Genomic DNA, 872 nt, shown 5'->3' on the forward strand with positions numbered 1-872 from the left:
TGAAGATACAAATGCAGGAAGAGCTCAGGACCACAACGCTAGCCGAAGCAATACCACCAGTAGTGTAAAGAGTAATCCAGATCACGATTTGGATAATGAAGATACAAATGCAGGAAGAGCTCAGGACCACAACGCTAGCCGAAGCAATACCACCAGTAGTGTAAAGAGTAATCCTGATGGCGATTTGGATAATGAAGATTCAAATGCAGGAAGAGCTCAGGACCACAACGCTAGCCGAAGCAATACCACCAGTAGTGTAAAGAGTAATCCTGATGGCGATTTGGATAATGAAGATTCAAATGCAGGAAGAGCTCAGGACCACAACGCTAGCCGAAGCAATACCACCAGTAGTGTAAAGAGTAATCCTGATGACGATTTGGATAATGAAGATTCAAATGCAGGAAAAGCTCAGGACCACAACGCTAGCCGGAGCAATACAACCAGTAGTGTAATGAGTAATCCAGATGACGATTTGGATAATGAAGATACAAATGCAGGAAGAGTTCAGGACCACAACGCTAGCCGAAGCAATACAACCAGTAGTGTGATGAAGGGTTCAGGAGAAGATTATGATAAAGATAACGCTACCATTCAACTTCCTTTTTCAAAAATGTTAGATGAAATGGATGTTGATAAAGATAAAAAAATCAGCAAATCAGAAGCTAAAGGTGATTTAAAAGACAACTTTGAGAAAAGAGATGTTAATAAAGATGGTTATGTTACAGAAGATGAGATGAGAATAAAAAATTCCGAATTATAAAACCTGTTAAATCTTATGTTTCCTATGGCTGTTTTTATGAGACTACTGTCTCAAGGTGTATGAGACTACTGTCTCAAGGTGTATGAGACTACTGTCTCAAGGTGTATGAGAC

The 872-nt window shown here is 39.8% G+C and carries 1 protein-coding gene; it reads left to right on the top strand.

The window, feature by feature from the left end; genetic code table 11:
- The coding region (locus ACT3CD_RS17090) for a hypothetical protein (protein ID WP_444646882.1) at positions 1–760 on the top strand (760 nt) is incomplete at its 5' end.
- Positions 761–872: the final 112 nt, after the last annotated feature.

Source organism: Geofilum sp. OHC36d9, from assembly GCF_052400685.1.
In the GTDB taxonomy this organism is placed as follows: Bacteria; Bacteroidota; Bacteroidia; order Bacteroidales; family Marinilabiliaceae; genus CAZHHH01.